22 protein-coding genes are annotated in these 22,087 nt (G+C 65.3%); 18 read left to right on the top strand and 4 right to left on the bottom strand.

Translation table 11 applies throughout. The features are described from left to right. Positions 1 to 118 precede the first annotated feature (118 nt). From GGD61_RS09885 to GGD61_RS09855, 7 genes are all read left to right on the top strand, one after another. Positions 119 to 913, top strand: a complete 795-nt coding sequence (locus GGD61_RS09885; RefSeq protein WP_018319711.1) for a thymidylate synthase — start codon at positions 119 to 121, stop codon at positions 911 to 913. Positions 914 to 918: 5 nt separating this feature from the next. Further along, a complete protein-coding gene (locus GGD61_RS09880) occupies positions 919 to 1,404 on the top strand; it encodes a GNAT family N-acetyltransferase (RefSeq protein WP_183230647.1) in 486 nt (161 codons plus the stop codon). Next, positions 1,404 to 1,916, top strand: a complete 513-nt coding sequence (locus GGD61_RS09875; protein WP_092253343.1) for a dihydrofolate reductase — start codon at positions 1,404 to 1,406, stop codon at positions 1,914 to 1,916. Before GGD61_RS09880 ends, GGD61_RS09875 begins: the two co-directional genes overlap by 1 nt. A 152-nt stretch (positions 1,917 to 2,068) precedes the next feature. Beyond that, positions 2,069 to 3,205 (top strand): FtsH protease activity modulator HflK, encoded by a 1,137-nt coding sequence (gene hflK, locus GGD61_RS09870; RefSeq protein WP_092253341.1) that lies wholly within the window; start codon positions 2,069 to 2,071, stop codon positions 3,203 to 3,205. Further along, positions 3,202 to 4,098, top strand: a complete 897-nt coding sequence (gene hflC, locus GGD61_RS09865; RefSeq protein ID WP_018319715.1) for a protease modulator HflC — start codon at positions 3,202 to 3,204, stop codon at positions 4,096 to 4,098. Before hflK ends, hflC begins: the two co-directional genes overlap by 4 nt. Before the next feature lie 71 nt (positions 4,099 to 4,169). Next, positions 4,170 to 4,376, top strand: coding sequence for a DUF2065 domain-containing protein (locus GGD61_RS09860; RefSeq protein ID WP_018319716.1), 207 nt, complete (start codon positions 4,170 to 4,172; stop codon positions 4,374 to 4,376). 141 nt (positions 4,377 to 4,517) lie between these two features. Continuing rightward, a complete protein-coding gene (locus tag GGD61_RS09855) occupies positions 4,518 to 6,035 on the top strand; it encodes a Do family serine endopeptidase (RefSeq protein WP_092253339.1) in 1,518 nt (505 codons plus the stop codon). Positions 6,036 to 6,196: 161 nt separating this feature from the next. Here GGD61_RS09855 and serB read toward each other — a convergent pair whose 3' ends face one another. Next, a complete protein-coding gene (gene serB, locus GGD61_RS09850) occupies positions 6,197 to 7,102 on the bottom strand; it encodes a phosphoserine phosphatase SerB (RefSeq protein ID WP_092253337.1) in 906 nt (301 codons plus the stop codon). Between the two features lie 11 nt (positions 7,103 to 7,113). Between serB and miaA the strand changes: the two genes are divergently transcribed. The 9 genes from miaA (at position 7,114) to GGD61_RS09805 (ending at position 16,139) form a co-directional block, all read left to right on the top strand. Beyond that, positions 7,114 to 8,070: a tRNA (adenosine(37)-N6)-dimethylallyltransferase MiaA gene (gene miaA, locus GGD61_RS09845; protein ID WP_092253335.1), complete on the top strand. Its 957-nt coding sequence runs from the start codon at positions 7,114 to 7,116 to the stop codon at positions 8,068 to 8,070. A 329-nt stretch (positions 8,071 to 8,399) separates the two neighbouring features. Then, the gene (locus GGD61_RS09840; RefSeq protein WP_092253333.1) at positions 8,400 to 10,175 is read left to right on the top strand and encodes an acetolactate synthase 3 large subunit; all 1,776 of its coding nucleotides are present in this window, start codon (positions 8,400 to 8,402) and stop codon (positions 10,173 to 10,175) included. Positions 10,176 to 10,179: 4 nt separating this feature from the next. Further along, positions 10,180 to 11,151, top strand: a complete 972-nt coding sequence (locus GGD61_RS09835) for a threonine dehydratase (protein ID WP_092253331.1) — start codon at positions 10,180 to 10,182, stop codon at positions 11,149 to 11,151. Positions 11,152 to 11,174: 23 nt separating this feature from the next. Next, positions 11,175 to 11,717 (top strand): acetolactate synthase small subunit, encoded by a 543-nt coding sequence (gene ilvN, locus GGD61_RS09830; RefSeq protein WP_011089241.1) that lies wholly within the window; start codon positions 11,175 to 11,177, stop codon positions 11,715 to 11,717. Positions 11,718 to 11,720: 3 nt separating this feature from the next. Next, positions 11,721 to 12,416 carry a class I SAM-dependent methyltransferase gene (locus GGD61_RS09825; RefSeq protein ID WP_018319722.1) on the top strand — a complete coding sequence of 232 codons (696 nt, stop codon included), beginning with the start codon at positions 11,721 to 11,723 and terminating at the stop codon, positions 12,414 to 12,416. Positions 12,417 to 12,461: 45 nt separating this feature from the next. Next, entirely contained in the window at positions 12,462 to 13,352 is an 891-nt protein-coding gene (locus GGD61_RS09820) for an EamA family transporter (protein ID WP_092253329.1), read from the top strand. A gap of 7 nt (positions 13,353 to 13,359) precedes the next feature. Then, positions 13,360 to 13,962: a LysE family translocator gene (locus GGD61_RS09815; protein WP_177236957.1), complete on the top strand. Its 603-nt coding sequence runs from the start codon at positions 13,360 to 13,362 to the stop codon at positions 13,960 to 13,962. 147 nt (positions 13,963 to 14,109) lie between these two features. Continuing rightward, positions 14,110 to 15,129 carry a ketol-acid reductoisomerase gene (ilvC, locus tag GGD61_RS09810; RefSeq protein ID WP_018319725.1) on the top strand — a complete coding sequence of 340 codons (1,020 nt, stop codon included), beginning with the start codon at positions 14,110 to 14,112 and terminating at the stop codon, positions 15,127 to 15,129. A 161-nt stretch (positions 15,130 to 15,290) separates the two neighbouring features. After that, complete coding sequence (locus GGD61_RS09805; protein WP_092253325.1) at positions 15,291 to 16,139, top strand: SDR family oxidoreductase; 849 nt, start codon at positions 15,291 to 15,293, stop codon at positions 16,137 to 16,139. Positions 16,140 to 16,150: 11 nt separating this feature from the next. On the opposite strand, the gene GGD61_RS09800 is transcribed toward GGD61_RS09805, so the two are convergent. Further along, entirely contained in the window at positions 16,151 to 16,771 is a 621-nt protein-coding gene (locus GGD61_RS09800) for a hypothetical protein (protein WP_092253323.1), read from the bottom strand. Positions 16,772 to 16,878: 107 nt separating this feature from the next. Here GGD61_RS09800 and GGD61_RS09795 point away from each other — a divergent pair, with 107 nt between their 5' ends. Next, complete coding sequence (locus tag GGD61_RS09795; protein ID WP_244550618.1) at positions 16,879 to 17,532, top strand: TetR/AcrR family transcriptional regulator; 654 nt, start codon at positions 16,879 to 16,881, stop codon at positions 17,530 to 17,532. A 215-nt stretch (positions 17,533 to 17,747) separates the two neighbouring features. Next, complete coding sequence (locus tag GGD61_RS09790) at positions 17,748 to 19,460, top strand: sulfatase-like hydrolase/transferase (RefSeq protein WP_092253319.1); 1,713 nt, start codon at positions 17,748 to 17,750, stop codon at positions 19,458 to 19,460. 134 nt (positions 19,461 to 19,594) lie between these two features. On the opposite strand, the gene GGD61_RS09785 is transcribed toward GGD61_RS09790, so the two are convergent. Together GGD61_RS09785 and GGD61_RS09780 are read right to left on the bottom strand one after the other, a co-directional pair. After that, the gene (locus GGD61_RS09785; protein WP_092253317.1) at positions 19,595 to 21,154 is read right to left on the bottom strand and encodes a glycine betaine ABC transporter substrate-binding protein; all 1,560 of its coding nucleotides are present in this window, start codon (positions 21,152 to 21,154) and stop codon (positions 19,595 to 19,597) included. Further along, the gene (locus GGD61_RS09780) at positions 21,151 to 21,933 is read right to left on the bottom strand and encodes an ABC transporter ATP-binding protein (protein ID WP_092253315.1); all 783 of its coding nucleotides are present in this window, start codon (positions 21,931 to 21,933) and stop codon (positions 21,151 to 21,153) included. Before GGD61_RS09780 ends, GGD61_RS09785 begins: the two co-directional genes overlap by 4 nt. Positions 21,934 to 22,087: the final 154 nt, after the last annotated feature.

Raw genomic sequence — 22,087 nt, 5'->3', positions numbered from 1 at the left:
TCGTTTGCGCCGGGACCACTCACTTTTCCGGGTATAATCGGAGCGGACAGCGAATCGCCGCTGTTGCAGCGCGGGGACGGCCGCTAAGTTCGCCGCCTCCCCAAAGGCTCAGTCGCACATGCACCAGTATCAGGACCTGCTCGAGCGGATTCTTTCAGACGGCGCCGAGAAGACCGACCGGACCGGTACCGGCACGCTCTCGGTGTTCGGTCATCAGATGCGCTTCAATCTGTCGGCCGGCTTCCCGATGCTGACCACCAAGCGGCTGCCGCTGAAGGCGATCATCCACGAGCTGCTGTGGTTCCTGAAGGGCGACACCAACATCAAATATCTGCGCGACAACGGTGTCACCATCTGGGACGAATGGGCGGATGCCAATGGCGATCTCGGCCCGGTCTATGGCCATCAATGGCGCTCCTGGCCGGCGCCTGACGGCCGCAGCATCGACCAGATTGCGAACGTGGTCGACATGATCAAGCGCAATCCGGACTCGCGCCGCCTGATCGTCTCGGCGTGGAATCCAGCCGAAGTCGACAAGATGGCGCTGCCGCCGTGCCATTGTCTGTTTCAGTTCTACGTCGCAGGCGGCAAGCTGTCCTGCCAGCTCTATCAGCGCTCGGCCGACGTCTTCCTCGGCGTGCCCTTCAACATCGCCTCCTATGCGTTGCTGACCATGATGGTGGCGCAGGTCACCGGCCTGAAGCCCGGCGACTTCGTACATTCGTTCGGCGATACCCATCTCTATTCCAACCATCTGGAGCAGGCCCGGCTTCAGCTCACGCGCGCGCCGCGCGCGCTGCCGGTGATGCGGATCAATCCCGATGTGAAGGACATCTTCTCCTTCCGCTTTGAGGATTTCGAGCTCGTCGGCTACGACCCGCATCCGCACATCAAGGCGGAAGTCGCGGTTTAGCGCCGATGTCGCTCAACATTCGCCGTGTGCGCCCGGGCGAAGCCGGGCTCGTTCTCGCTTTCATCCGAGAGCTCGCCGAATACGAAAAACTCTCGCACGAGGTCGAAGCGACCGAGGCCGACATCGCCGATGCGCTGTTCGGCGAGCGACCGCAACTCTATTGCGCGATCGCCGAGTGGGACGGCGAGCCGGCCGGCTTCGCGGTCTGGTTTACAAATTTCTCCACCTTTAGTGGCCGTCACGGCATCTATCTCGAGGAGCTCTACGTGCGGCCGTCGCATCGCGGCAGGGGGCTCGGCAAGGCGCTGCTGGTTTATCTGGCCAAGGAATGCGCCGATAACGGCTGGTCCCGCCTGCAATGGGCGGTGCTCGACTGGAACGCGCCGTCGATCGCGTTCTACAAGTCGCTCGGCGCGGTGATGATGGACGACTGGACGCTGTGCCGCGTCACCGGGCCGGCGCTGACGCGGCTTGCCGGGAGTGCGCCCTGATGGAGATCGTCTTCGTCGTCGCGATCGCGGAGAACGGCGTCATCGGCGCGGGCAACGCGATCCCGTGGCGATTGAAATCCGACATGGCGCGCTTCAAGGCGCTCACGATCGGCAAGCCCGTGATCATGGGCCGCAAGACCTTTGAATCATTGCCCCGCCGCCCGCTGCCGGGCCGCACGAACATCCTCATCACGCGCGATGCGGGTTATCGCGCCAATGGTGCCATCGTCACGACGTCGGCCGCGGACGCCGACGCGGTCGCGCGCGGCGATGCCCTGCGGCGTTCGGTCACTGAGATCGCGGTGATCGGCGGCGCCGAAATCTTTCGGCAATGGCTCGACCGCGCCGATCGGCTCGAAATCACCGAAGTCCACGCGCGACCCGAAGGCGATACGTATTTCGACATCGACAAGGCGGAATGGGACGAGGTGGCGCGTGTCCGCCATCCTGCCGCAGGCGAGGACAGCGCCGAATACTCCTATGTGACATATCGTCGGCGGCGCGGCCATTAACCGCTTTCTTCAATGTTTACATTGACTTTTTCGTGCCCGAGCATAGCTCGGAAGACGGTCACCGCTGCGTTGTAAGGGACTTGCCTGTCCCCTATAAAGCGGACCGGACAAAGCGGGCGGGGGCAATTCCACCCTGCCGAGGAGAGCGTCGAATGCCGTGGAAGAATCAGGGCGGTGGCCCATGGGGCTCGGGTCCGAAGGGACCATGGGGCTCAGGCCCGCAACCGGTCGGGCCGAGGCCGCCGGATCTGGAAGACCTTCTGCGGCGCGGCCAGGACCGCCTCCAGCAGATCATGCCGGGCGGCTATTTCTCCGGCATCGGCATCACGCTGATCGTGCTGCTGATCGTCGCGTTCTGGCTGCTGTCGGGCTTCTTCCGCGTGCAGTCCGAAGAGCTCGGCGTCGTGCTGCGTTTCGGCAAGCATGTTCGCACCGTGCAGCCGGGCCTGAACTATCATCTGCCCTATCCGATCGAGACAGTGCTGCTGCCCAAAGCGCTGCGCGTCAACACCATTTCGATCGGCATGACGCTGATCGACGATCCGGCGCGGCGCGGCCGCTCCATTCGTGACGTGCCGGAAGAGAGCCTGATGTTGACCGGCGACGAGAACATCGTCGACGTCGACTTCACCGTGCTCTGGCGCATCAAGCCGGACGGCGTCGGCGACTTCCTCTTCAACATCCAGAATCCCGAAGGCACCGTGAAGGCGGTCTCCGAGAGCGCGATGCGCGAGGTGATCGGCCGCTCGCAGATCCAGCCGATCCTGACCGGCGCACGCAACGTCACCGAGCAGGGCGTGCAGGAGTTGATCCAGAGGACGCTGGACAGCTATGGCGCCGGCATTCAGGTCACCCAGGTGCAGATGCAGAAGGTCGATCCGCCGGCGCAGGTGATCGACGCGTTCCGCGACGTCCAGGCGGCGCGCGCCAATCTCGAGCAGTTGCAGAACGAGGCGCAGACCTACGCCAACCAGGTGGTGCCGCAGGCGCGGGGCCGCTCGGCCAAGATCCTGCAAGACGCCGAAGGCTACAAGGAGCAGGCGGTCGCCGAGGCCAAGGGCCAGAGCGCGCGCTTCCTGAAGGTGTACGAGGAATACAAGAAGGCGCCCGACGTGACGCGTGAACGGATCTATCTGGAGACGATGGAGCGCGTGCTCGGCGGCGCCGACAAGCTGGTCTTTGACGGCGGGCCCTCGGGCCAGGGCATCGTGCCCTATCTGCCGCTCGGCGAACTGACGACCAAGCGGCCGCCTACCACCGGTCCGCAGTCGAGCGGAGGCAACCGATGAGGTCCCCGGTCACAGGTTTCGTCACGCTGGTCGGGCTCCTGCTGGTCGTGATCGTCGGCTACATGTCGCTGTTCACGGTGCAGCAGACCGAGCAGACCATCGTGCTCCAGTTCGGCCGGCCCGTCGACGTCGTCACCGCACCCGGCCTGCACTTCAAGGCGCCGTGGAATTCGGTGATCAACATCGACAAGCGGATCCTCGATCTGGAGAACCCGTCGCAGGAAGCGATCGCCTCCGATCAGAAGCGGCTCGTGGTCGACGCCTTCGCGCGCTACCGCATCAAGGATGCGCTGCGCTTCTATCAGAGCGTCGGCTCGATCCAGGCTGCCAACATCCAGCTCACCACGCTGCTGAACGCGGCGCTGCGCCGCGTGCTGGGCGAGGTCTCCTTCATCAACGTGGTGCGCGACGACCGCGAGAAGCTGATGCAGCGCATCCGCGACCAGCTCGATCGCGAGGCCGATGGCTACGGCATCCAGGTCGTCGACGTCCGGATCCGCCGCGCCGATCTGCCGGAGCAGAACAGCCAGGCGGTCTATCTGCGCATGAAGACCGAGCGCGAGCGCGAGGCGGCCGAGTTCCGCGCGCAGGGCGGCCAGAAGGCCCAGGAGATCAGGTCCAAGGCCGATCGTGAGGCGACCGTCATCGTCGCCGAGGCGAATTCGCAGGCCGAGCAGACCCGGGGCGCCGGCGATGCCGAGCGCAACCGCCTGTTCGCCGAAGCCTACAGCAAGGATGCCGACTTCTTCGCCTTCTACCGGTCGATGACGGCTTACGAGAACGGGCTGCGTTCGAACGACACCCGCTTCCTGCTGCGGCCGGACTCGGATTTCTTCCGGTACTTCAGTAACCCGTCCGGCAAGACGGCGACCGAGACGCCGGCGAAGCCGTAAGCTAGACAAAGGGCGGCGATCTCGCCGCCCTTCGTCCAGACAAGAACAGCATAACGGGAGGTTCCAATCCGATGAGGTCCATTGCGTTCGCCGACTTCCTCATCGGCTTGGGCATCCTGTTCGTGCTGGAAGGCTTGATGTTCGCGGCAAGTCCCAACTGGATGCGCAAGGCCATGAAGAGCGCTATCGCCACGCCGGACAACATCCTGCGGGCGGTCGGGATCGGTTCGGCCATCGTCGGCCTGGTCCTGATCTGGGTCATGCGGCGCCCCATTTAGGCGGCGCGCCAACGCCAAAGTGAAGGCGAGAGACCGGTTTTCGCCGTATTATCGGGGTGTTGAGGCCCATTAACCTGCGCGCTTGCGCCGTCCCCCCGTCAAGCGCAGTCTGGCGCCGAATCCCTCTCTCTGGAGATCACAATGACCGCTGCCACCATTGCCCCGTCCCGCTCGCGACTTGGTGTGCGAATTGGGCTGGCCGCGCTCGCCGTCGCTGCTGTCAGCGCGTTCGGCTCGCCGGCTTATGCGCGCGGACCGGAGGGCATCGCCGACGTCGCCGAGAAGGTGATCGACGCGGTCGTCAACATCTCGACCTCGCAGACCGTCGAGGCCAAGGGCGGCGGCAGCAACGCCATGCCGCAATTGCCGCCCGGCTCGCCCTTCGAGGAGTTCTTCGACGATTTCTTCAAGAACCGCAAAGGTCCGGGCGGCAGCAGCAAGGGTGGCGAGCGCGGCGACGGCGGCCCGCCGCCGCGCAAGACCAACTCGCTCGGAAGCGGCTTCATCATCGACACATCAGGCGTCGTCGTCACCAACAACCACGTCATCGCGGATGCCGACGAGATCAACGTCATCCTCAACGACGGTACCAAGATCAAGGCCGAGCTGGTCGGCGTCGACAAGAAGACCGACCTTGCAGTCTTGAAGTTCAAGCCGACCAAGCCGCTGGTCGCGGTGAAGTTCGGCGATAGCGACAAGCTGCGTCTCGGCGACTGGGTGGTCGCGATCGGCAACCCGTTCAGCCTGGGCGGCACGGTGACGGCCGGCATCGTCTCGGCCAAGAACCGCGACATTTCCTCGGGTCCTTATGACAGCTACATCCAGACCGATGCCTCCATCAACCGCGGCAATTCCGGCGGTCCGCTGTTCAACCTCGATGGCGACGTCATCGGCGTCAACACGCTGATCATCTCGCCCTCGGGCGGCTCGATCGGCATCGGCTTCGCCGTGCCCTCGAAGACGGTCGCAGGCGTCGTCGACCAGCTCCGCCAGTTCGGCGAGCTGCGGCGCGGCTGGCTCGGCGTGCGGATCCAGAGCGTCACCGACGAGATCGCCGAGAGCCTCAGCATCAAGCCGGCGCGCGGCGCGCTGGTTGCGGGCGTCGACGACAAGGGCCCGGCCAAGCCGGCCGGCATCGAGCCGGGCGACGTCGTCGTCAAGTTCGACGGCAAGGACGTCAAGGATCCGAAGGACCTGTCCCGCGTCGTCGCCGACACGGCGGTCGGCAAGGAAGTCGACGTCATCATCATCCGCAAGGGCAAGGAAGAAACCAAGAAGGTCACCCTCGGCCGTCTCCAGGATCCCGAGAAGGTGCAGGCCGCGGTGAAGACCGACGAGCCCGCGCCCGAGAAGCCGGTGACGCAGAAGGCGCTCGGCCTTGATCTTGCGGCGCTGAACAAGGATCTGCGCACCCGCTACAAGATCAAGGAGAGCGTCAAGGGCGTGGTCGTCACCAATGTCGACGCGAATTCCGACGCCGCCGAGAAGCGCCTCTCCGCCGGCGACGTCATCGTCGAGGTCGCGCAGGAGGCCGTCTCCAGCGGCGCCGACATCCAGAAGCGGGTCGACCAGCTCAAGAAGGACGGCAAGAAGTCGGTGCTGCTGCTGGTGTCGAACGCCGACGGCGAGCTGCGGTTTGTGGCGCTGAGCGTGCAGTAGTCGCTGGCCGGTGCCGTAGGGTGGGCAAAGCGACTTGTCCGCCGTAGCTCGAAGAGCGAAGGCGGAAGCGTGCCCACCCCCTGTCGCCGTCGGAGAAAGATCGTGGGCACGGCGCTTTGCGCCTTTGCCCACCCTACGGCCGCTGAGCATGCGGCAAGAGGCTACCCCTCCACGAACTCGTCCCGCCGATACCCCTGCGCATACAGCAGCGCGGTGAGGTCGCCGTGATCGATCCGCGCCGCGGCCGCAGCCGCCACGGCCGGCTTGGCGTGATAGGCGACGCCCAGCCCCGCGGCCTGGATCATCGCGAGATCATTGGCGCCGTCGCCGACCACGACCGAGTCGATGTCGTCGAGATCGAACGACTCCATCAGATCCACCAGCGTCGCGAGCTTCGCCGCGCGGCCCAAAATCGGCTCCTTCACCTCGCCGGTGAACTTGCCGTCGCGCACGACCAGCTCGTTGGCGCGGTTCTCCTGGAAGCCGATCTTGGCGGCGACCGCGGTCGTGAACAGCGTGAAGCCGCCGGAGACGAGGCAGGTATAGGCGCCGTGCTTGCGCATGGTCGCGACCAGTTCGCGGCCGCCCGGGGTCAGCGTGATGCGCTTGGCCAGCACCTCATCGACCACGCCGGCGGGCAGGTCCTTCAGCAGCGCGACGCGCTCGCGCAGTGCCGGCTCGAACTCGATCTCGCCGCGCATGGCGCGTTCGGTGATGGCGGCGACGTGGGCCTTCATCCCGACGAGATCGGCGAGCTCGTCGATGCATTCCTGGCCGATCATGGTGGAATCCATGTCGGCGAGAAAAAGCTTCTTGCGCCGGGCGCCGACTGGCTGCACGACGATGTCGACGGGCAGGTCGCCGCGAAGCTCGCGGAGCCGCTGCTCGATGGCGTGACGGTCGGCTTCGAGGTTACTGTCGGCGCCGAAGGGAATGTCGACCGCAACCCCGTCGAACAGCCAGTGAGCGGGAGCTGCCTGGGGCAGCACGGCGCGGGCGCCATCGACGATGGTGGAGTCGAGCGCGGGATTGTCGGGGTTGCAGATCAGCGTGGCGACGAGGGACATTTGAGGTTTTCGTGAGCGAGGGGCAAGTCAGCAGAAGCCATGTTGGCAAGGCCGTGCTTATCGCAGGCCCGACCGCCAGCGGCAAGTCGGCGCTGGCGCTGGAGCTTGCCCTCAGCACGGGCGGGGTCGTCATCAATGCCGATTCCATGCAGGTCTATCGTGACCTGCGGATCATCACGGCGCGCCCCACACAAAGCGAGGAAGCGCGCGCGCCGCATCGCCTGTACGGTCATGTCGATGCAGCCGTGAATTTTTCGGCCGGTGCCTGGGTGAGTGATGCAGCCAAGGCGCTCGACGAGGCAGAAGCGGAAGGCCGTCTGCCGATCTTCATCGGCGGCACCGGGCTCTATTTCAAGGCACTGACGGCGGGGCTCTCCGTGGTGCCGCCAATCCCTGCCGAGGTGCGCGAGGATGTGCGCGCGCGGCTGGAACGCAACGGCGTCGAGGCGCTGCATGCGGAACTGGCGCTTCGCGACCCCAGTGCGGCCGAGCGATTGAACCTGCGTGACCGCACCCGGATCGCGCGCGCGCTCGAAGTGGTCGAGGCGACCGGCCGCTCGCTGCTCGACTGGCACCGGGAGGGCCAGCCGCCGCTGCTGCCGAAGGACAGTTTTCGCGCGGTATTTCTCGCACCCGAACGGGACGAGCTCTATGCCCGTATCGATGCCCGCTTCGACGCCATGCTGGGCGCCGGCGCGTTGAGTGAGGTTGAGCGACTTGCCGCCAGAAACCTCGATCCGCTGCTGCCGGCGATGAAGGCTCATGGCGTGCCGGGCCTGATCCGGCATTTGCGCGGTGAGCTCAGCCTGGAGCAGGCCGCCACCACCGGCCGCGCCGATACCCGCCACTACGCCAAGCGGCAATTCACCTGGTTCCGGCACCAATTGCCGGAGTTCGAATGGGTGAAGCCCGGGGAGGCGAGGGGATGGCTCGCCGCCATTGTAAACGCGACCCGCGGCCCCGCCTGAGGCGCTTTTCTGTCCGGGTTCCCGAATTTACCTCTCGCCGAACCCGGGGAACACCGCTACACTGCCAAAATCGCGCGGGAACGGCCGCATCGCCTTGACATCCGGGCTTTGGCCGTTATGTTTCGCGCAACCTTTGGGAAGCCGGGCACCTGCCATGCGTAACATTATTACCAAACTCCTTGTCGCCGTCGTACCCAGGCACACCGCCGGGGGTGGCTAGCTGCCATCCACATGACAGGCGGTGTGCATGGGCCCTCTTCGGGGCCTTTTTTATTTCCCGAACCAGACACGAACGAAGCCGCTGACAACAGCGCATCCGGAGCAAGCCAATGAGCGACAAGAGCCACGATCCGAACCAGATGACCGGCGCTGCGATGATCGTTCGCGCGCTCATCGATCATGGCGTGACCGACATTTTCGGCTATCCCGGCGGCGCGGTGCTTCCGATCTATGACGAGATCTTTCAGCAGAGCGAGGTCCAGCACATCCTGGTCCGCCACGAGCAGGGCGCCGGCCACGCCGCAGAAGGTTATGCGCGCTCGACCGGCAAGCCGGGCGTTGCGCTGGTGACCTCCGGCCCCGGTGCCACCAATATGGTGACGCCGCTCACCGACGCGCTGATGGATTCGATCCCGCTGGTCTGCATCTCCGGCCAGGTGCCAACGCATCTGATCGGCAACGACGCGTTCCAGGAATGCGACACCGTCGGCATCACGCGTCCCTGCACCAAGCACAATTGGCTGGTGCGCGACGTCAACGATCTCGCCAAAGTGCTGCACGAAGCCTTCTATGTCGCGACCTCCGGCCGTCCCGGCCCGGTGCTGGTCGACGTCCCCAAGGACGTGCAATTCGCGACCGGCACCTATCATCCGCCGCGCAAATCCGACGTGCACCGCTCCTACGCGCCACGCGTGAAGGGAGATGCGACGCAGATCCGCAAAGCCGTCGCACTGCTGGCCCATGCCAAGCGCCCCGTGATCTACAGCGGCGGCGGCGTCATCAATTCCGGTCCCGAAGCGACCAAGATGCTGCGCGAGCTGGTCGAGGTCACCGGATTCCCGATCACCTCGACACTGATGGGCCTCGGCGCCTATCCGGCGTCGGGCAAGAACTGGCTCGGCATGCTCGGCATGCACGGCACCTATGAAGCCAACATGACGATGCATGATTGCGACGTCATGCTGTGCGTCGGCGCGCGCTTCGACGACCGCATCACCGGCCGCGTCGATGCGTTCTCGCCGGGCTCGAAGAAGATCCACATCGACATCGACCCGTCCTCGATCAACAAGAACATCCGCGTCGACGTGCCGATCATCGGCGATTGCGGCAACATCCTCGGCGACATCCTCCAGGTGTTCAAGGCCGAGGCGAAGAAGCCCGACATCAAGGCGTGGTGGCAGCAGATCGCGCAGTGGCGCGCCCGCAACTCGCTCTACTACCGGAAGAGCAACGAGGTGATCCTGCCGCAGCACGCGATCCAGAGCCTGTTCGAGGCGACGCGCGGCAGGGATACCTACATCACGACGGAAGTCGGCCAGCACCAGATGTGGGCGGCGCAGTTCTTCGGTTTCGAGGAGCCGCATCGCTGGATGACCTCGGGCGGTCTCGGCACCATGGGCTACGGCCTGCCGGCGGCGGTCGGCGTGCAGGTTGCCCATCCCGACAGCCTCGTCATCGACATCGCGGGCGATGCCTCGGTGCAGATGACGATGCAGGAGATGTCGACGGCGGTTCAGTACGAGCTGCCGATCAAGATATTCATCCTGAACAACCAGTACATGGGCATGGTGCGGCAGTGGCAGCAGCTGCTGCACGGCAACCGCCTGTCGCATTCCTACTCGGAGGCGATGCCGGACTTCGTCAAGCTCGCGGAGGCCTATGGCGGCGTCGGCATCCAGGTGCACAAGCCCGGCGATCTCGACGGCGCCATCCAGGAGATGATCTCGGTCAAGCGCCCGGTGCTGTTCGACTGCCGCGTTGCCGCGCTCGAAAACTGCTTCCCGATGATCCCCTCGGGCAAGGCGCACAACGAGATGCTGTTGCCGGAGCAGGCCAACGACGAGGCCACCGCCAAGGCTTTCGCCGGCGGCAAGGCGCTGGTGTGAGGCCATGTTCGACCTGACCGAGCTCGAGCGCGCACATGCGATCGTGGGGCAGGCGGTGCCGGCAACGCCGGCGCACGCCTGGCCTTTGCTCGCCGAGCGGCTCGGCGCGCAGGTCGTGGTCAAGCACGAGAACCACACGCCGATCGGGGCTTTCAAGGTGCGCGGCGGGCTGGTCTATCTCGAGCGGCTGAAGCGCGAGCGGCCGAAGACATCCGGCATCATCTCGGCGACGCGCGGCAATCACGGCCAGAGCCTGGCGTTCGCGGCGAGCCGCCACGGCGTGCCCGCAGTGATCTACGTGCCGCGCGGCAATTCGGCCGAGAAGAATCGCGCGATGAAGGCCTTTGGCGCCGAGCTCGTCGAGCATGGCGAGGATTTCCAGGCCGCGCGTGAGGAAGCCGAGCGCCGCGCGCAGTTTGCCGGGCTCCATATGGTGCCGTCGTTCCACCCCGACCTTGTGCTCGGCGTCGCCACTTATGCGCTTGAGCTGTTCAAGGCGGCGGCGGACCTCGACATGCTCTATGTGCCGATCGGGCAGGGCTCCGGCATCTGCGGCTGCATCATGGCGCGCGACCTGCTCGGCCTGAAGACCGAGATCGTTGGCGTGCAGTCGACCGAAGCTCCGTCCTACGCGCTGTCGTTTGCGGCCGGCAAGATCGTGACGACCGAAACCAGCAACACGCTCGCCGACGGCATGGCGACGCGCATTCCGGACGCCGAGGCATTCACGCTGATCCGCAAGGGTGCCTCACGCATCGTAGAGGTCACCGACGCTGAGGTCGCGGCCGCGATCCGTGCGCTCTGGACCGACACGCACAATCTCGCCGAAGGCGCGGGAGCAGCCGCGCTCGCCGCGGCGCTTCAGGAAAAGAGCAAGTTGAAGGGCAAGCGCGTCGGTCTCGTGCTGTCCGGCGGCAATATCGATTTCGATCTGTTCCGCCGTTGGGTCGGGACGGACGCGTCAGCGATGGCGTGAGGAAGAGACAAGAGGGGACGACAATGAACCAGCCCGCATCCGCCTACTTCATCGAGGATCGCCACGATCCCAACGAGACGCATACGCTCTCGGTGCTCGTGCAGAACGAGCCGGGCGTGCTCGCGCGCGTCATCGGCCTGTTCTCGGGCCGCGGCTACAACATCGAGAGCCTCACGGTCTCGGAGACCGAGGCCCAGAAGCACCTGTCGCGCATCACCATCGTCACGACGGGTACGCCGATGGTGATCGAGCAGATCAAGCACCAGCTCGACCGCATGATCCCGGTCTACCGGGTCGTCGACATGACCCAGACCAAGCGCTCGATCGAGCGCGAGCTGGCGATGGTGAAGGTGCGCGGGCAGGGCGAGCATCGGGTCGAGGCGCTCAGGCTCGCGGATGCGTTCCGCGCCCGGGTGATCGACGCCACGACCGAGAGCTTTGTGTTCGAGATCACAGGCAATACGGACAAGATCAATCAATATATCGACCTGATGCGCCCGCTCGGCCTCGTCGAGGTGTCGCGCACCGGCGTTGCCGCGATCGGCCGCGGGCCTGAAGGGATGTGAACCATGCTGGCGCGCGACTGGTACTATAACGAGCGGAACCGGATGGGGATCGAGCCCGCGGTGGCCTCGATCTACGACGCCCACGACGATGCCGATCTGCGGGCGCGCGCCGCGCTGAAAATGCTGGGAGTCCAGCGCGGCTGGCGCATCGCCGACATCGGCTGCGGCAACGGCGTGCTGGCGACCGAAGCCGCACTGCTGGGCGCGGAAGTGGACGCCATCGACATCTCGCCGGCAATGCTGGCGCTTGCCGAGATCTACGCGCGTGATCGCAAGGCGCCCGTGCGCACACAGTCCGCCGGCCTGCTCAGCTTCGCCTATCGGCCGGAATCCTACGACCTGATCGTCAGCGAATTCACGCTGCACCACCTGCCGGATTTCTGGAAGGCGGTGGCGATGTCGCGAATCTATCGTGCGCTGAAGCCGGGCGCGAGCTTCTATCTGCGCGACATCGTCTATGCCTCCATGCCCGACGCGATCGAGCGCGACGTCGAGCAATGGGCTGACTACCAGATCAAGAACCACGATTTTTCGCGCGAAGGCGTCGTCACGCATATGCGCGACGAATACTCCACCTTCGGCTGGGTGATGGAGCGGATGCTGACCGACGTCGGCTTCACGCTGGTCTCGGCCGATTACCACGCACCGATGCACGGCACCTATCTGCTGCGCAAACCAAGAGCCGGCGAGCAAGGCTAAACGACAACAACAGGGCTGCACGACAGGGCAGAACCGAGAACAACAATGAAGCCGGCCGATATCCTCATCGCCATCCTGGTGGCGATCATCTGGGGACTTGCCTTCGTGGCGAGCCGGATCGCGCTCGACGAGCTTTCGCCGGAGCTGATGACGGCGCTGCGTTTTTCCATCGCCGCGTTGCCGTGCCTGTTCATCCGCAAGCCCAAAATCGCCTGGTCGCTGCTGATCGCAATCAGCTTTACGCTGTTCCTCGGTCAGTTCCTGAGCCAGGCCTATGGCATCGCCCATGGTGTGCCGGTGGGGCTGACCAGCGTCGTCGTGCAGAGCCAGGCGCTGTTCACGATCGGCTTTGCCGCGATCGCTTTTGGCGAGCGGCCGACGCCGATGCAGGCGCTCGGCGTTGGTATCGCTGCGATCGGCCTTCTGATGATCTGCGGTACGGTCGGCTATGATTTCAGCGTCGCCGCGTTTGCGGTGCTGATGATCTCGCCGATCAGCTTTGCCGTCGGCAATCTGCTGCTGCGCGGCGCCCGCGGCGTGCCGATGTTCGACCTGTTCGCGTGGTTGTGCCTTGCCGCGGCCGTGCCGCTGTTCGTGCTGGCGCTGATCGCCAATGGTCCCGCGCCGACATGGACGTCGCTGAGCCACATATCGCTGACATCGGCTCTCTGCATGCTGGCGCTTGGCGGCATCTCAACGAGTATCGCCTATTGGCTCTGGGGCCGGCTGCTGCGTGACTATCCCGCCGCGCAAGTGGTGCCGTTTGCGCTGCTGGTGCCGTTCGTCGGCTCGGCCGCCTCCAGCATCGTGTTTGGCGAGCGGTTCGGACCCTTGCGGCTCGCCGGCATGCTGACCGTGATCGGCGGTATCGCGGTGATGGTGCTGGCGAAGCGGCCCAAGGCGTTACCCGAAGAACCGTTGCCGAAAACGGCGTGAGGTGAGCATGTCCCAGTCGCTGCTCTATGCCTTCCTGATCTTCATGGTCGTGATGTATTTCACGCCCGGACCGAACAACATCATGCTGCTGTCCTCGGGCCTGACCTACGGCTTCCGGCGCACCATCCCCCACATCGCCGGCATCGTCCTCGGTTTCGCCTTCATGGTCGCCGCCGTCGGCCTCGGGCTTGGCTCCGTGTTCCTGGCCTATCCGATCCTCCAGACCATCCTGAAATATGCCGGTGCTGCCTACCTGATCTATCTTGCCGTCGCGATCGCCATGTCCGGCCCGGCCAAGCCGGGCGAGGGGGATGGCCGCGGCCCGATGACCTTCTGGGGCGCGGCGATGTTCCAATGGATCAATGCCAAGGGCTGGGTGATCGTGATCGGCACCATCACCGCCTATGCGGCGATCGCCCAATTTCCGCTCAACATCGCGATCCAAACCGTGATCAGCCTGATCGTCGGCACCGTCTCGACCGTGGTCTGGGCCCTGTTCGGCTCGGCATTGCGGCCGGTCCTGACCTCGGAGCGGCTGGTCCGCGCCTTCAATATCCTGATGGCGATCCTGCTGCTGGCCTCCCTCTACCCCGTTTTCATGGATGCATGATGTCGCGGATTTCCATGCAGAAACGGGTTTCCCAGCCGGCTGAAAATGCTCTAGACAGCCCCCGAAATCCGCAAATTTCACCGTCCAAGACTTGAGCAGTCGGACCTGACCAACGGCCGATTCTGGCCCCTAACGAGGAAACGACCCATGCGTGTTTATTACGATCGCGACGCCGACCTGAACCTGATCAAGGGCAAGAAGGTCGCCATCGTGGGCTATGGCAGCCAGGGCCACGCCCATGCGCTCAACCTGAAGGATTCCGGCGTCAAGGACGTTGCCATTGCGCTGCGCAAGGACTCGGGCTCGGTCAAGAAGGCGGAAGCCGCCGGCTTCAAGGTGATGGAAGTCGCCGAAGCCGCCAAATGGGCCGACCTCGTCATGATGCTGACCCCGGACGAGCTCCAGGGCGACATCTATCGCGATCACCTGCACGACAACATGAAGAAGGGCGCCGCCCTCGTGTTCGCGCACGGCCTCAACGTCCACTTCAACCTGCTCGACCCGCGCGCCGATCTCGACGTGCTCATGATCGCGCCGAAGGGCCCCGGCCACACCGTGCGCTCGGAATATCAGCGCGGCGGCGGCGTGCCCTGCCTGATCGCAATCGCCAAGGACGTCTCGGGCAACGCCCATGACCTCGGCCTGTCCTACGCCTCGGCTGTCGGCGGCGGCCGCGCCGGCATCATCGAGACCACCTTCAAGGAAGAGTGCGAGACCGATCTTTTCGGCGAGCAGGTGGTGCTCTGCGGCGGCCTGGTCGAGCTGATCAAGGGCGGCTACGAGACCCTGGTCGAAGCTGGCTACGCTCCGGAGATGGCCTATTTCGAGTGCCTGCACGAAGTGAAGCTGATCGTCGACCTGATTTATGAAGGCGGCATCGCCAACATGAACTACTCGATCTCCAACACCGCGGAGTACGGCGAGTACGTCACCGGCCCGCGCATCGTCACCGCCGAGACCAAGGCCGAGATGAAGCGCGTTCTCGCCGACATCCAGGGCGGCAAGTTCGCCCGCGACTGGATGCTCGAGAACAAGGTCAACCAGACCTCGTTCAAGGCGACCCGCGCCAAGCTCGCTCAGCACCCGATCGAGGAAGTCGGCGCCAAGCTGCGCGACATGATGCCCTGGATCAAGAAGGGCGCGCTGGTCGACAAGTCGAAGAACTAAGTCGTCTCCCGGACGCAGCGCATCACGCAAGTGGTGCGCTGCTGATCCGGGGGCCATTGCGGCTCCCGGGTCTCGGCTTCTGCGCTCCGTTTCGCTGCGCTTGTCCGGGACATGGGCAAAAATCCAAGGCATGATCGCAGGAACTCCAGGGGAGGAAGACCATGCGATCTGTCGTCGTCACCGGTGCGTCCACAGGCATCGGCTGGGCTACTGCCAAATTCCTGATCGGGCGCGGCTATCGCGTGTTCGGCAGCGTCCGCAAGCAGGCCGATGCCGACCGGCTTCAGGGCGAGTTTGGCGCCAATTTCAGGCCGCTGCTGTTCGACGTCACCGACGAGGCCGCGGTCCTCGCTGCTGCGCGAAAAGTTCGCGAAGCGCTGAACGGTGAGACGCTGGCCGGCCTCGTCAACAATGCGGGCATCGCCGTCGCCGGTCCCGTGCTCGAATTGTCGGCGGATGATTTCCGCCGCCAGATGGACATCAACGTCATCGGCCCTGTCATCGCGACGCAGGCGTTCGGGCCGCTGCTCGGGGCCGACCCGTCGCTGAAGGGGCCGAAGGGGCGGATCGTGATGATCAGCTCGGTCGCAGGAAAGAACGGCAATCCGTTGTCGGCGCCCTACTGCACCTCCAAGCACGCCGTCGAGGGATTGTCGGAAAGCCTGCGCCGCGAATTGATGCTGTTCGGCATCGACGTCATCATCGTCGCCCCCGGCGCGGTGAAGACACCGATCTGGAGCAAGGCCGAGCAGATCGATCTCTCCGTCTACCAGAACTCGCCCTATCTCCCGGCGCTCAACAAGGTCATGGCCTTCATGATGGACCTCGGCGCGAAGGGCCTGCCGGCCGAGCGGATCGCCGAGATCGTGTTCGAGGCGCTGACGGCGGTAAGCCCCAAGGTACGTTACCAGATCACGCCCGACCCGCTCCGCCATCTGATCGGTGCCGTACTGCCGAAACGGACGGTCGACCGGATCATCGCCAAGCGGCTCGGACTGCTGCCGCAGTAAAGGCGGGCGCTTCAGCCCGCTGCAACGGTCTGCCCGCGCGGGTGGCGGGCCATCGCGATCATACGCAGCGTCATCACGATCAGCAGCGGAATGAGGAACGCGGCATAGAGCGGCATCGCCGGCACGCGCTTGCCGAATGACACCATGAACTGGAACCAGAGATAATAGCCGCCGACCAGGTGCAGCGTGCGCCAAGCGCGGGGGCCGATCAGCGCGGCGGTGCGGTCGAACGAGGTGGCGCTCATCGCGACGATGAAGCCATAGCCGATGCCGCCGAAGATGTAGGAGACGGCCGAGGTCGTCTCGGCAAAGCCGGCAGGATCCATCCAGGCGAAAACAACGATCGCAACCGCGTGGGTGGCGTGGGAAGCCGCAAAACTGAGGCCGAGATAGCGGCGGTTGCGGCGCTGCCAGCGGGTCCATGCGTTGGGCCAAAGCCGCGCCATCGCCGCGGCGCTGAAGGCGAGGCAGAACAGCAGCAGCGAGCTGCGTGCGGTGAAACGGATCACCATCCGCACGCCCTCGACCTCGAACTGCCGCATCGAGGCGATCCACAGGCTGAGAAGGACCAGGCTGAGGGTGAGGGCGGCGAGCAGCCGCCAGCCTTCGAACCAGCTTTGACGTTGCGGCATGGTGATCTTCCTCCGTTATGTAATCATCGATTACATTTCGGCGCCGCGCGGCGGTCAATGGTGTAATCATCGCTTACATTCACGTTCGGGTGATGCTAGGAAGCGCCATGTCCGCCCGCCAGCCGTCCAAGCCGCGCGCCCGCCGCCCTGCAGCCCAGGCCAGGCCGTATCACCACGGCGACCTCCGCCGTGTCCTGATCGATGCTGCGCTGCAATTGGCGGCGGAGGGAGCGGAGGTCTCCGTCCGTGAGGCCGCGCGCCGGGCCGCGGTGTCGCCGGGCGCGCCGTTCCGGCACTTTCCGAACCGCGATGCACTGATGGCGGCGGCCGCCGAGGAGGCGCAGCGGCGTTTCCGTGTCGAGATCGAGGCCGCGCTGAGCGAGGCTCCGCCGGCCGGCCCGCTTGCCCGTTTCCGTGCCTTTGGCCTTGCTTACCTGCGCTGGGCGATGCGCAATCCCGCCCATTTCGAGATCATCTCCACCGGGCGCTATTTCGCCCATGGCAGCTCCGCGGAATTGACGCGCGACAATGCCGAGTTGATCGCGCTGACCGAGGGAATCCTGGCCGAGGCGGCGGAGCAGGGCCTGCTGCGGTCGGCGGACCTCAAGCGCATCCAGATCGCCGGCCGCGCCCTGGTCTACGGCTTCGCCCGGATGAATCTCGATGGCCACTTTCCGCGCTGGGGCGTCGAGGAGGGGGCGATCGAGCGGATGGCGGAAGGCGTGCTCGACCTCTTCATCGCCGGCATCGCAAAGCCTTAACCGAGCGAGCGGCTCGGCCCGCCGCCGTGCGGGCTTCGCCGGTCACTAACAATAAGCGAAGGTCGGGTCACCGCATGCGTTGCCTGTCCTTGACCGTTCCGTTACAGTTTTATGACACGGTGCAGGCTTCCGGCTGCTCCGGACGCCCCGTCACCGTCTCGAGGACCAGACGGCCTGGCATCACCGCGCCGGACTTGAAGTATAGCGTGTCGTCGATGGCGTCCGCGCCCAATCCAGGTCCTTCTGCCACGACCGCCGTGCTGGCGAGCGTCGCCGCGCTCGGCATCTGGCGGCTGCTCGCGGTTGCCGCGCCGCATCTGGCCGCGCTCGCGCTGATGTACCAGACCGAGACCGATTTCGGCTCGCGGCTCTCCTTCGCGCTGGCCTGGGGCATTCTCAATTTTTTCTGGATCACGCTGCTGCGCCGGCCGGCGCTATCAGGCGCGCTGTCGCTGACCATGGTCGTCGTGCTGGTGCTGCTGTCGCGGCTCAAGCACGACGTCGTCCAGATGACGGTCAACTTCATCGACCTGATGATGATCGACCGCGACACCGTCGCGTTCTTGTTCACGATCTTCCCGAATTTGCGCTGGTCGGTGATCCTGGCCGGCTTCGTCACGCTGCCGCTGATGTATGCGCTGTGGTGGCTCGATCCGTTCCGCATCCGCCGTCTGCCGGCGTTCGCCTGCAAGCTGGCCTGCCTTGCCGCGCTGGTCGGCTATTCGCTCTATCATCCGGACGAAGCCTGGCGCGGCTATTACGACGACGGCTATCTGTCGAAATTCTTCCGCTCCGGCGTCAGCTCGGTCTCCGATTTCGTGCAGTACGGTTTCATGGAATCGGCCGCCGCGACCAACGAGCGCCTCAACATGCCGCTGGTCGATTCCTGCCATCCTGCCGGACGCCGGCCGAACATCATCATGGTCCATGATGAATCGAGCTTCGACATCCGCGCCGCCCAGGGCATCAAGGTGCCGCAGGGCTATGGCAGCCACTTCAAATCCTGGGACGGCAAGCAACGCACGTTCCTGGCCGAGAGCAATGGCGGGCCGAGCTGGTTCACCGAATACAACGTGCTTGCAGGCCTCTCCTCGCGCTCGTTCGGCCGCTTTGCCTACTTCGTGACGCGCATCGCCTCGAACCGCGTCGAGCGCGGGCTGCCGCTGGCGCTGCGCCGTTGCGGCTACGACACGATGTCGCTCTATCCCGCCCATGGCGGCTTCATGGCCGCGCGCAGCTTCCAGCTGACGACGGGCATCGAACGCTTCCTCGACGCCAAGGACCTCGGTGCCAAGGACGTCGAGCCCGACGGCTTCTTCTACGACAAGGCGCTCCAGCTGATGGGCCAGCAGCCGCCCAACAAGCCGCTGTTCACCTTCATCTATCTCGGTGCCAATCATTTCCCGTGGGAGACGCGCTTCCGTCCCGACCTGCTGCCGAACTGGCGCGCGCCGGGCAATGTGCCGTCCATCGACGAATATCTGCGTCGGCAGGCGATCAGCGCCGAGCAATACAAGGCGTTCGTCGCGGGCCTGAAGAAGACGTTCCCGGGCGAGCCCTTCCTGATCGTGCGCTATGGCGATCATCAACCCGAGTTCGCGCCTGCTATCCTCGAGCCCGGGCTCGACGAGGGCGCTCTCGGCAAGAAGCTGGACGCCTACGATCCGCGCCTCTACGCGACCTATTACGCGATCGACGCCGTCAATTTCGAGCCGGTGAAGAGTGCTGCCGTGATGGACACGATCGACGGCCCTTATCTGCCGCTGGTGATCCAGGAGGCCGCCGGCATCCCGCTCGATCCGTCCTTCGCCGAGCAGAAGGAGATCATGCTCCGCTGCAAGGGCGTGTTCTACAGCTGCAAGGACGGCGTCGAAGCGCGGCGGCTGAACCGCCTGCTGATCAACGCGGGGATCATCAGGGGGCTGTAGGCTCTGCCGCCATCCTGAGCATCCGTAGGTGGGCAAAGCGACGTGTCCGCCGTAGCTCGAAGAGCGAAGGCGGAAGCGTGCCCACCACCTCTCACACGCATTGCGCGCCTTTGCCCACCCTACGAAATCTCAACCTACCGCCCGCCCACCTTCTCCCACAGCCACTTCGCCACCGCATCCGGCGAGGAATTCGCGTCATTGCCGCTGGCGCGCAGATTCGCCTCGCGCATAGTGGCGATGTCGATCTTGCCGAGCAGCGGTTGCAGCGCTGCCTTGAGCCGCTCATCCCCGGCGCGCTTCGGTGCGAGCAGGAGGATCGCGTCGTAGGGCGGAATCGCGTGCTTGGGATCGTCGAGCGCGACAAGATCGTATTTCGCGATCAACCCGTCGCTGGTGTAGCCGGCGATCACGTCGACTTCGCCGCTCGCAACCGCTGCATACATGAAATCCGGCTGCATCTGGCGCTGGGCGCGGAACGAAAGGCCGTAGGCCTTTTGCAGCGCCGCCCATTCCGGCCGCGAGAAGAACTCGTAGTCGCCGGCAATCGATAGCGTCGATGCGTGCGCCGCGAGATCGGCAATGGTCCGGATGCCAAGCGCTTCGGCGCGCTTCTTCGGAAGCACCAACGCATAGGCGTTCTCGAAGCCGAGCTCGCCGAGCAGGGTGATGTTGTCCTTTGCCAGGCTTGCCTTCAAATCCGTCAACAGCTCTGCGCGCGGCTTGATGTCGGAGCGATGCAGCTGATTGGCCCAGAGCGTGCCGGAATAATCGACATAGAGATCGATGTCGCCGGCCTTCAACGCCCCGAAGATCACGCTGGAGCCGAGGCCCGAGCGCGTCGTCGCGGGCAGACCGGCGGCCTGGAGGCGGTCCCTCAGTAGCGCCGACAGCACATATTGCTCGGCGAAGGTCTTGGCGCCGACGACATAGCCCTGCGACGAGCGTCCCATCGTCGGCACCAGCGTTGCAGCGACCAGCGCCGCGATACCGGCTGCGCCGAGCGCGGTGCGGGCGCGGCTGCGCTGGCGCAGGCCGCCCTCGATCAGGCCGAGCAGCTGATCGACGGCGAGCGCCAGCAGCGCCGAGGCAAAGCAGCCGAACAGCACGAACACCCAGTTCTGGGTTTGAAGCCCGGCAAAGATGTAATTGCCGAGGCTGGTCTGCCCGATCGGCGTCGACAACGTCGCGGTGCCGATCACCCACACCGCGGCGGTGCGGATGCCCGCCATCATCACCGGCAGCGCCAGCGGCAGCTCGACCATGACGAGCGACTGCCGCGCGGTCATGCCGACGCCCTTGGCGGCCTCGATCAGCGCGGGATCGATGCCGTTGAGCCCGGTGATGCCGTTGCGCAGCACTGGCAGCATCGAATAGAGCGCCAGCGCCAGCATCGCCGGCAGGAAGCCGAACGCCGAGAAGGATACGCCGAACCAGGCCAGCGTCACCGAGGCGGCCAGCAGCAGCAGCGGATAGAACAGCGCGAGCAGCGCCAGGCCCGGCACTGTCTGCACGATGCTGGCGATTGCGAGCAGGATAGCTCGCGGCGCCGGACGGCTGCGCGTCAGGATCGCCAGCGGCAGGCTGACGGCAAGGCCAAGCTCGAGCGCGGCGAGACTGACCCGCACATGATTGCCGAGATAATCGGGCAGATGCGCCAGCGCCTCGCCCCAGCGTGGATCGGAAAACAGGCTCATGCCGCACCGCTTTGCGGCAGCAGCGCGTTCAGCCGCTCGACCTGGCGCCGCGGCGTACGCAGCAGCTCCAGCACGTAAGCGTCGCTGCTGTTCGAGAGCTCGGTGGGGGTGCCCTGCGCGAGCAGCTGTCCGCTGCGCATCACCGCGATGCGGTCGGCGAGCAGGATCGCCTCCGTCATGTCATGCGTGATCATCACGGTGGTCAGGCCGAGCTTGCGATGCAGCGAACGATAGTCGTCGCCGAGCGCATCGCGGGTAATGGGATCGAGCGCGCCGAACGGCTCGTCCATCAGCACGATGCGGGGCCTTGCCGCCAGCGCCCGCGCCACGCCGACGCGCTGGCGCTGGCCGCCGGAGAGCGCCTCCGGCAGACGGCTGCGATGCGCGTCACGATCGAGCTGCACAAGCTCCAGCAGCTCGTCGACGCGCGCTGCAATATCGGCCGCCGGCTGGCCCAGCAGTTTCGGCGTGATCCCGATATTGTCGGCAACGCTCAGATGCGGAAACAGCCCGCCGCTCTGGAACACGTAGCCGATCCGCCGCCGCAGCGCGACCGGATCGACGCTTTGCACGTCCTCGCCCTCGACCGTGATGGTGCCGCCCTCGGCCTCGATCAGCCGGTTGGCGAGCCGCAGCAGCGTGGTCTTGCCGGAGCCCGATCCGCCGACGATCGCCACAAATTCGCCCTCGGCGATGTCGAGCGACAAACCGTCCACGGCCTTCAGCAGGCCGAAGCTCTTGGTGACGTGGGCATAGCTGATGGCTGGCTTGGAAGGCATCGCAGGTAAGCTCGCTTTTCTCTTACCCTCCCCTGGAGGGGGAGGGTCGATCGCGCGCTGCGCGAGCGGGGTGGGGTGGTCTCTCGACACGGGCAGTGTTGGACGTGGAGAGACCGTCACCCCACCCCGTCTCACATTTCGCTGGCGCTCATGT

The organism is Bradyrhizobium sp. SBR1B (assembly GCF_014198205.1).
Classification (GTDB): Bacteria; Pseudomonadota; Alphaproteobacteria; order Rhizobiales; family Xanthobacteraceae; genus Bradyrhizobium.
The sequence above is the reverse complement of the archived record's forward strand: the minus strand, read 5'-3'. Positions and strand labels throughout refer to the sequence as shown.